Annotated in this window: 7 protein-coding genes; 3 read left to right on the top strand and 4 right to left on the bottom strand. The window is 38.5% G+C overall.

Annotation, left to right across the window (positions count from 1 at the left end):
* Positions 1–1,315: DUF3854 domain-containing protein (locus H6G96_RS42115; protein ID WP_242063640.1), on the bottom strand; the 1,315-nt coding region annotated here is incomplete at its 3' end.
* A complete protein-coding gene (locus H6G96_RS39425) occupies positions 1,312–1,593 on the bottom strand; it encodes a hypothetical protein (protein WP_190919933.1) in 282 nt (93 codons plus the stop codon). The genes H6G96_RS39425 and H6G96_RS42115, both read right to left, overlap by 4 nt.
* Positions 1,594–2,522: 929 nt before the next feature.
* On the opposite strand from H6G96_RS39425, the gene H6G96_RS39420 reads away from it, so the two are divergent.
* The 3 genes from H6G96_RS39420 to H6G96_RS39410 all read left to right on the top strand — a co-directional run bounded on the left by H6G96_RS39420 (position 2,523) and on the right by H6G96_RS39410 (position 6,734).
* Complete coding sequence (locus tag H6G96_RS39420; protein WP_190919932.1) at positions 2,523–3,935, top strand: NB-ARC domain-containing protein; 1,413 nt, start codon at positions 2,523–2,525, stop codon at positions 3,933–3,935.
* A gap of 20 nt (positions 3,936–3,955) precedes the next feature.
* Positions 3,956–5,650, top strand: a complete 1,695-nt coding sequence (locus tag H6G96_RS39415) for a protein kinase (protein ID WP_190919931.1) — start codon at positions 3,956–3,958, stop codon at positions 5,648–5,650.
* A gap of 91 nt (positions 5,651–5,741) precedes the next feature.
* Positions 5,742–6,734 (top strand): hypothetical protein, encoded by a 993-nt coding sequence (locus H6G96_RS39410; RefSeq protein ID WP_190919930.1) that lies wholly within the window; start codon positions 5,742–5,744, stop codon positions 6,732–6,734.
* Here H6G96_RS39410 and H6G96_RS39405 read toward each other — a convergent pair.
* The gene (locus tag H6G96_RS39405; RefSeq protein ID WP_242063639.1) at positions 6,707–6,886 is read right to left on the bottom strand and encodes a CHAT domain-containing protein; all 180 of its coding nucleotides are present in this window, start codon (positions 6,884–6,886) and stop codon (positions 6,707–6,709) included. The two genes, H6G96_RS39410 and H6G96_RS39405, sit on opposite strands and share 28 nt — an antisense overlap.
* Positions 6,887–6,939: 53 nt before the next feature.
* Positions 6,940–7,941 (bottom strand): S-layer family protein, encoded by a 1,002-nt coding sequence (locus H6G96_RS39400; protein ID WP_190919929.1) that lies wholly within the window; start codon positions 7,939–7,941, stop codon positions 6,940–6,942.
* Positions 7,942–8,282: the final 341 nt, after the last annotated feature.

Here is an 8,282-nt window from a genome sequence, read left to right as displayed (position 1 = left end):
AATCGGTAGACTCCTTGTTTGGAGGATGTCCTTTTATAGATGGCGTGAAAAGTTGTTCCTTTTCAAGCTCATAAAGCTCAGGCAAATTGTATTTTTCTTCAAGTTCAGGAATGCACAAAGCCTCAGAAAGATACTTGACGTTAATAGTGACATCTGGTTTGTATTTACTTAGTCCCCATTTTTTAGCCCGATACGAGCGTTGGTAATCGGCAAGTGATTTGGCATCGTCTATAATTGCAGTCAGCAGAGCATTGGCATCTTCACTGCGACTAACTACAAAATCATCAACGCCTTTTTCTGGCCCCGGCAGTAATGCAACTTCACATTCACAACCTACTGCCTCAATCGCTTTGGCAGTGCGTACCGTTGCCTGGTAAACTGACCACCTGGTTTTAGCTTTAGTTTCGTAGTCGAATAAAATGATGAACTTGCGTCCCGCCTGAGCCATTGGTACTAAGTCAGGATGCAACCGTTCATCAAAATCCTGTTTGCCCACGCGCCCGTTCCAAATTCCCGGCAGTGCGATCGCTACAAATCCTAAACTAAGCAAGCAGGCCGCTTTTTTTTCGCCCTCGCATAAGATAACTGGAATCTCTGGATGCTGTTTTACCCACTCCCAGAAGGAGATTTGTAAATTTTTCTGCTGAGAGCCGATGTTTAATTCTTTGTGCTGCCCAACCCATGACCAAAACATTAGGGGATTGAGTATGCCTTTTATACACAGAGCTACTCGGTGACTTAACTGGGCGATTTGCGTTAGGATTGCCGTAGTTTGTCCTAGTTGCAAGAGCGAAGGCAAGAGAGCGGCATTGCGAGAAGCAGCGTTCTTTCGACTTTTAAGCCTTAGCTTTTTCCCACGTTTTGCAAAAAGCACTCTTTGAATATCGGAAACGTTATAGCGCCGTGCAACTAGATTCAAAATACAGTTGGGAACATCGAAATAAGTAACACGGTTGGCTGTCTTGGGCGGTGACTCGTATTTAACTGGTTTACAGGAGTGCCAATCAAAGCGCGGAAAGTTGGGCTTAATCCGCCCCCATTCCATCGGTTGCCAATTTTTGAACGGGTCAAGTGACTGAATCCACGTCCCACCCAGTAGTAGATGCTGATACATTTTTATGTATCCATCTGTTACCCGACCCGCATTCTTGCGTGGCAGTTTATCAGATATGAACAGGAAATCATAAACTGATTCTCCCTCTACATGGAAAAAGTTGCGCTTAATCAACGCCGGATGAATGGCGCTACCAGCTAACAACTCATAGTATTCCGCAGCCGTGAGATTGTTTGGATATTCAGTTGTCGCTGAATTCATCGGTTCTCTCCTCGGAATCCCTTGGAAAGAAATGTGTCTAATCTCAAAGTGATATTGGTGCTTTCCAAGGAAGCGATGTTTCTGTAGCCTTCGTTTAAATGCAGCCAGTTTTCAAGCTGCCAAACTCTTACTTTAGCTAAGATATTCCTGAATTTCTCCAACACCACAGCATAAAGTTGCCATACGTAGACGCTTCTGCGACACGAAGCCGCAGACAACGTTACATTCGACCCTATGCGCTCTAACACTGCGCTCTTGGGGGAATAGCTATTTGTCATGATATTAATTTTCCCTGATAACTCGGTTTTCAAGTTCAGAGGGGGTTATTCACGCTGCTATTGCTTTGGACTACAAAGTTCGCAATTTTACTTCATTAAACTTAAACTTTAGCTAAAAGCGAGAATTTTGACAGCCAAAAACGCCGTAAGAAATAGACTTTCCAAACGGTAGAACCTATAATGGATCTTGCAGCGTGGTAAAAACTCTCGGACAGTTTTAGTGGACATCAAGTCGCCAAACTATAATAGCCACTGATTTTGTACCTTCGAGATCAACCCCGCTCTTGTTAACGATGAGTTTTACAAACAGACAAAGCGCCTACTCCTTAGTGGCGCTTTGTGCTTTAAATTTTTTGATGCTTTTGCTTTCATGTTTCCCCTTATTAGCTTGGTTATCATGGCTCTGAAACCTTCATACTTTAGGCATGATATAAATAGAGCAATGGCTGGCTCTGTTACAGTCAAATTCAAAAGCTCAAAAGTGATCTGATATATCGAGCAGCACCTGCCTAGATTTATGTGGTTTTGAGCATTGCTTTTAGTTCTCCCGCAATTATACTAGTTTTGACAGTCTCTCCAAACTTTTTTTAGTTGAGTACGTACTTGAACTACAATATATCAGTATCGTAATATAATAGCGACTCAATTGTTATGATTTGTGAAGTTTGAAATATACAGCAGCTTGCAAGTTAAGTGAGGTAGAGAATGCAGGGTTTAAAATCCACATAAAGAGTTTTTAGCTCCGTCCTACCCGTTTCCTGCCTCAAAGTCAGTAACTTTGCATTTTATGAAAAAGGAAGCTGTTGTACAAGTAAGGAATAGTAGACTATGCAGCTTTTTTAAAGCTCATCAGTGAAAAAGTATATACTTCTGATTTAGTGAAATTGATAAAAAACAGCACGTCCGTACTCAAAGGAGCTTAATAAAAGGTGAATACTAAAGAAGCTATCCAAGCCATAGATGACTTAGTGTTTGCAAAACAAGGCAGGTGGCTAGAAGAGCCAGAAAAAATTGTGCTTAGATCAGCTTGGCTTGATCTGGATTACAAGGATATAGCAGAGAAGAGTCTCTATGACATTAATCTTTTGCAGAGGCGTGTAGCACCTAAGCTGTGGGTACTATTAACAGGAATATTAGGGAATGGAGAAAAAGTCACTAAGAAAAGATTGCGGGGCATTGTAGAAAAACGGATATTACTAGCTGACAATGAACCAGCTAAATGGAATGAAGCTACTGCTGGTTTGCCTACGCTCGTAGGAAATCTGCCTGACGTATCCAATTTTTATGGTCGGACTTCTGAACTAGCGATGTTGAAAGAATTGATAGCTCAAGAGCGCTGTGTAGCAATTGTAGGAGCGGCTGGAATTGGTAAAAGTGCTTTAGTTGCTAAATTAGTTCAAGCTTTGCGTATGGGGTCGTATGAATTTAATAGTTTCATTTGGAAGTCAGTTTCGTATAGACCGTTGCTTACAGATTTAGTTGCTGACTTGCTTAGAATTTTTGCTTATTCAGAAAACCAGGAGCTAGATTTACCAGAATCCATCCAAGCTAGGACATCAAAGTTATTTGATTACCTGCGCTCACATCGTTGTTTAGTGATTCTTGACTCAGCGGAGTCCTTATTACAGGGAGATAGAAATACCAACTCAAATGCTTATGGTAAGGAGTATGCAGAGTATGGAACGTTCTTTAATAGGGTTATAGAGGAACAGCATCAAAGCTGTTTTTTACTGACTAGTCGTGAACCATTTATCGATTTTAATCGTCTGCAAAAAAAAGGGCAACCAGTTAGGACAGTAAAACTTGAAGGGTTGGGAAAGGAAGGTTTAGAAATTTTTCGTTCGCACGGGTTAACTAATGAGGATAAATGGGGAGATTTAGTTCAAACTTATCGGGGAAATCCCTTATCATTAAAAATGTTAGCTGAAAAAATTCAAAATTTTTTTGGTGGTAGTGTGAAGGATTTTTTGAAATTTAAAACTGTGTTGATGACAGATGTATTCCAAGAAAGCTTGGATGAATTATTTGAAGATAAAGGCCGTCTAACTATTTTAGAGAAACAGATTATGTTTCATTTAACGGAAAAACTACATCAAGAGTCTGCAAATTCAATTGTATTGAGCGAATTTCTTAAAGAAATTAAAGAGAGGCAACAGGGTGAGGTAACGACCTCAGAAATATTTGAAGCCATAGAGTCTTTGTATGCACGTTCTCTGATTGAGCAAGAAAAGGATGATAATAAAGAAGTACTACTGAGATTAGAGCCTCAAGTTATAAAGTATATTTGCACCTATACTTTAAAATCAGTTCAAAATGTAGTTTATGATTTTAAATCGGCTTAATTATTTAATGACCTAAATGTGTGAGCTATTGTATTAGTCCTAAGTGTACACATCGTAAAAATAATGACAAAAGCGAAAGATGTGTTAATTGTGGTACAGAATTGCTGATTGCACATCGATTTCGTTTGCTTAAGCCATTACGTCCTTTGGACTACCGTTACAGTACAGAAATTTTTGAAGCAGTGGATGATAAAGGTACTCGAAAAGTAATGAAGGTGTTGCGATCGCAAAGACCTAAGGAAATCAGCTTGTTGGAGCGAGAAACACTTACATTGCAATTATTTAATCATCCTGGTATTCCTAGAGTTGTAGACGATTTATTTACTGTTACACCCAATAATAGCTCTACTGAACTGCATTGTTTAGTAATGCAGAAATTTGAAGGACTTAATTTAGAACAGTGGGTAAAAGCTAACGGGAAAATATCTCAAGCTTTAGCTCTGAATTGGCTTATACAGATAGTAAAAATTCTTGATGAAGTACATCGTAGTGGTTTTTTCCATAGAGATATTAAACCTTCAAATATAATTGTTCAACCTGATGGTCAGCTAGGATTAATTGATTTTGGTGCAGTTCGAGAAGTAACCCGTAGCTATCTAGCAAAAGTTAGCGGTAGTGGGGGGAATGATATGGGGCTTGGTCAGCATGAAATTACAGTACTTGTAACGGCTGGTTTCACCCCCTTGGAACAAATTAACGGTCAAGCAGTACCACAATCAGATTTTTATGCTTTAGGGCGAACGTTAGCATATTTAGTAACTGGAATTCATGTAACCAATTTACTAACAGATCAGCAAACAACAAGACTTATCTGGAGGAATAAAGCACGACATATTGAAAAACCCTTTGCAGATTTGCTAGATGATTTGATGGCTCCGGCTCCAGGGAAACGTCCACCATCTACACAAATACTTTTACAGCGTTTAGAAGACCTCCCGTTTAAGTTAAAGTTTAATCGAATACTTACATCGAAGCGATTCATAATTAGTTTAGGTATTTTAGCTGTACCAATTGCTATCACTTCGTATCAAGGGTTATCTTTAGCTATTTCTAATTATTATTTTAATCTAGCTTCCCGCAATATAAATGAACCTAAGATTGCTAGAAAGTATTATGAGCAAGTAATTAGATACAACCAAAATGATGCTGCTGCATATAATAACTTAGCACTAGTTTGCCAAAGATTATTAGATACAAAGTGTGTAACAGAGAACTATAAAAAAGCCTTTAAGCTTAGACCTAACAGTTGGGAATCGCATTACGGGTTAGGAAATTTTTATGAAGATCAGCAAAAATACGATTTAGCAGAGAAAGAATATCAATTAGCTATTCAAAAGAGTGACTATGCAGTGCTTGCTATTACTGCTTTGTCAAGATTGAAAAACAATAATAATGAACATGGTGCGGCAATTATTTTAGCTTTGCAAGGGTTACAAAAAACTAAAGATCCGGAAATAGAAGCAGCTTTATATAAGGATTTAGGCTGGGCAAGATTTAAGCAAAATAAGTTAATTGAAGCTAAAAAACATTTAGAAAAATCAATTCGATTAGATGGAAGAACGGATGCTTTCTGCTTGCTGTTTCAAGTCGAAGAAGCTTTGGGAGACACAGACACAGCTAGAATCTATATAGAAGGCTGTATGTTAGCTCAATCTACTTTGCCAGAAGTTTTTAACTGGAGACAAAAATTATTAGATCGCATACTTAAAAAGTAGTATTTTCTAAATAAATTTATATTGATACAGATTTTCTTCTAATTTTATGAGAAACTAAGCATATATAAACGTACTATTTGTTTTTAGACTTGTGAAAAAGAGTACAAAAATTTTAGTGGGGCTTTGTTTGAGCTTTCTACTTATAAAAGATATACCAATACTGGCAAATGTGCCGTTAGTAAGAAATAAAAGGAATCAGGTTCGCTGCAAGCCAAGTGGAAGAGTAATGTCTCCAGGTGATAAGCGTTTTGAAGTAGGAAGCTTGATTTGTGATGGCGAGAAATTAGAAGTTTTAGATGGTGGTAGTATTAAATTTTTATGTTTTAGCACAGGAATAGTTTTAGACTTATCTAGTGGATTTGTTTCTTCTAATGAATGTGCAAAACCTTATTCATCTGATTCTGTCTGCCGCATAGATAGCAGAAACTTCTGTCAAAGGACACGGAAGGGAGGGGAAGTAGGAAACGATGAGCCGACAATTATTTATCCTTATCATATCCCGACACTAAAACCGCGAACTGAAGTCGCTTGGCTTGCGGTTGCGGGTGCTACTTCTTATACAGTAAGGTTTGATTGTCCTGAGTTTGCTTGGGAAAGAGTTGTAAATAAAACTAGATTGGCTTATCCTTTGGAGGAAAAAGCTTTGCTCTCTGGACAAACATGTAAAATTTCTATCTTCGCTTATAAAAATGAAAATCTTATGGGTGCAGATCAGTCAGTAGTCTATTTGTTACCAGAGGATGAGGTGAAACGAATTTTAGACACAGTAGAGCAAATTAATCAATTAGAACTTTCCCCGGACGAAGCTGCTCTTGACATGGATACTGTCTTTATTTCAAGAAACCTTTTCGATGAAACATTTGAAAAACTAAATAATGTAATTGCATCAGGTACGACGAATCCAACTATCTATAGAGTACTAGGCGATCGCTATTTCCAAGCTGGTGTACTAGATAAAGCGCAGCGTCAATATTTAAAAGCATCTGAGTTATTGAAAACTAATAACAACCCAACTGAGTTAAAGAATGTACAAGAAGGGTTAAAAGTAATAAATTATTACAACCAGCTCCCTACCAGCAGGTAAGGGGCCCAATGGTAAGGATTATTGTACTCAGGAATTGCCATCAAACTGATTTGTGCAAGCCTTAGAGCCTCTGCTTTAGGAATACCATGCTTGAGGTTTTTGTAAAATTCATTCATTAAAAAAACACTAGATTTAGAATCTACTAACCACAAAGTGGCTATTATACTTCTTGCACCTGAGGCAATATCTCCATTTAATCATCGCTTTACTGTGTTGCTGGATAGGAAAGTTCTGCTACAGAATCGACCGATGTACACGGAATGGTAGAAAAAAAGCTATCAGGTGTAGCTTGATTAGGCGCTATCGCAACTAATTCGACGTTCCCTCTGGAATCTATTATCCAACTCTGAGCTTCAACAATTTCCGTAGTCTCTTTAATTATTGATAGCTGTAACTTAGATGAAAGTTCATCGGACTTAGATGAAACAGAATTTTTCTGCCAGATAGGTTGACTATCTAGATGTTCGTCAAATTTAGGCGGTGGACTGTTGCTAGCCACAATTAACATATCACTTCCTGTGCCTGATTGTGCAGCACAACCCGATACCATATTAGGAGTTTCTGTAACAATTTCTGGGGCTGCTTTAATGCCAGCAGGATTAACGTTAAAGCTGTTGATCTGGACTGTACCATCAACTCCCAACTGTGAACGTGTGGTAATAAAGCTATCGGGAGATAAAAATAGTCCACGAGCATTTATCTGAATATTACCGCCGCGCCCCTCAAATGCATTAGCTTTTATGCTGCTGTTTTCTGAACCAGTTAGGATCTGTGTATTGATCTTGATATTGCCGCCATTACCGTTACCTTCGGCAGTTGCACTAATAGTACTGTTGCGTAGCTGTAAATTCTGTGTGTTGATCTTGATATTGCCGCCTTCGCCGGAAGCAGTTGCGGTAGTGATAGAGCTTTTATTATCTAAAGTAATTGACCGAGCATTAATTGTAAGCCTTCCAGCATCAGTACTTGTTCCCTCATTGCTAACGCTAACTTGTCCACCATCTGTGATACGTAGATTCCCAGTATTGATATTTACCTCTCCAGGGGAGCCACTTGGTACTGAAGGAACTCCGAATACTTTTTGGGTGTCTGAATCTGGTATAATCGCAGATGAACTTACCCTATTGCGTATCTCTAAATCGAAAGCGTTTATAGTAATACTCCCAGCAGAGCCAGAGCCTATAGTGGAAGTATTAACTGTTGCCATATCCCCCACTACCATTTTTGGTGTATTTATTATTAGATTGCCAGCATCTCCTGCACTAAAAGTTGAAGCAGCTAAATGGCTAGAATGCTCCAGAATTGTGTAGCACGCTGTTTCACTGAACGCCCCTCTTTTATATTTGTAATTAATGAATGAATAAAATGCATTTGCTACTCATAGAACAAAGTTTGGCTACTATTTTTATTAAGAAAATTATGTATCCGCTCAATAAATCGGGGTAGTGCAAAAAATAAAAAGTAGATAGATGCACATAGCGCCGTAGAATATATCACATGGCGCAAAAGCAATCTCCAGAAAAACAAGTAGAGGCATTATTGCAAACC

The sequence above is a fragment of the Nostoc sp. FACHB-892 genome, assembly GCF_014698795.1.
GTDB lineage: Bacteria > Cyanobacteriota > Cyanobacteriia > Cyanobacteriales > Nostocaceae > Nostoc.
The sequence above is the reverse complement of the archived record's forward strand: the minus strand, read 5'-3'. Positions and strand labels throughout refer to the sequence as shown.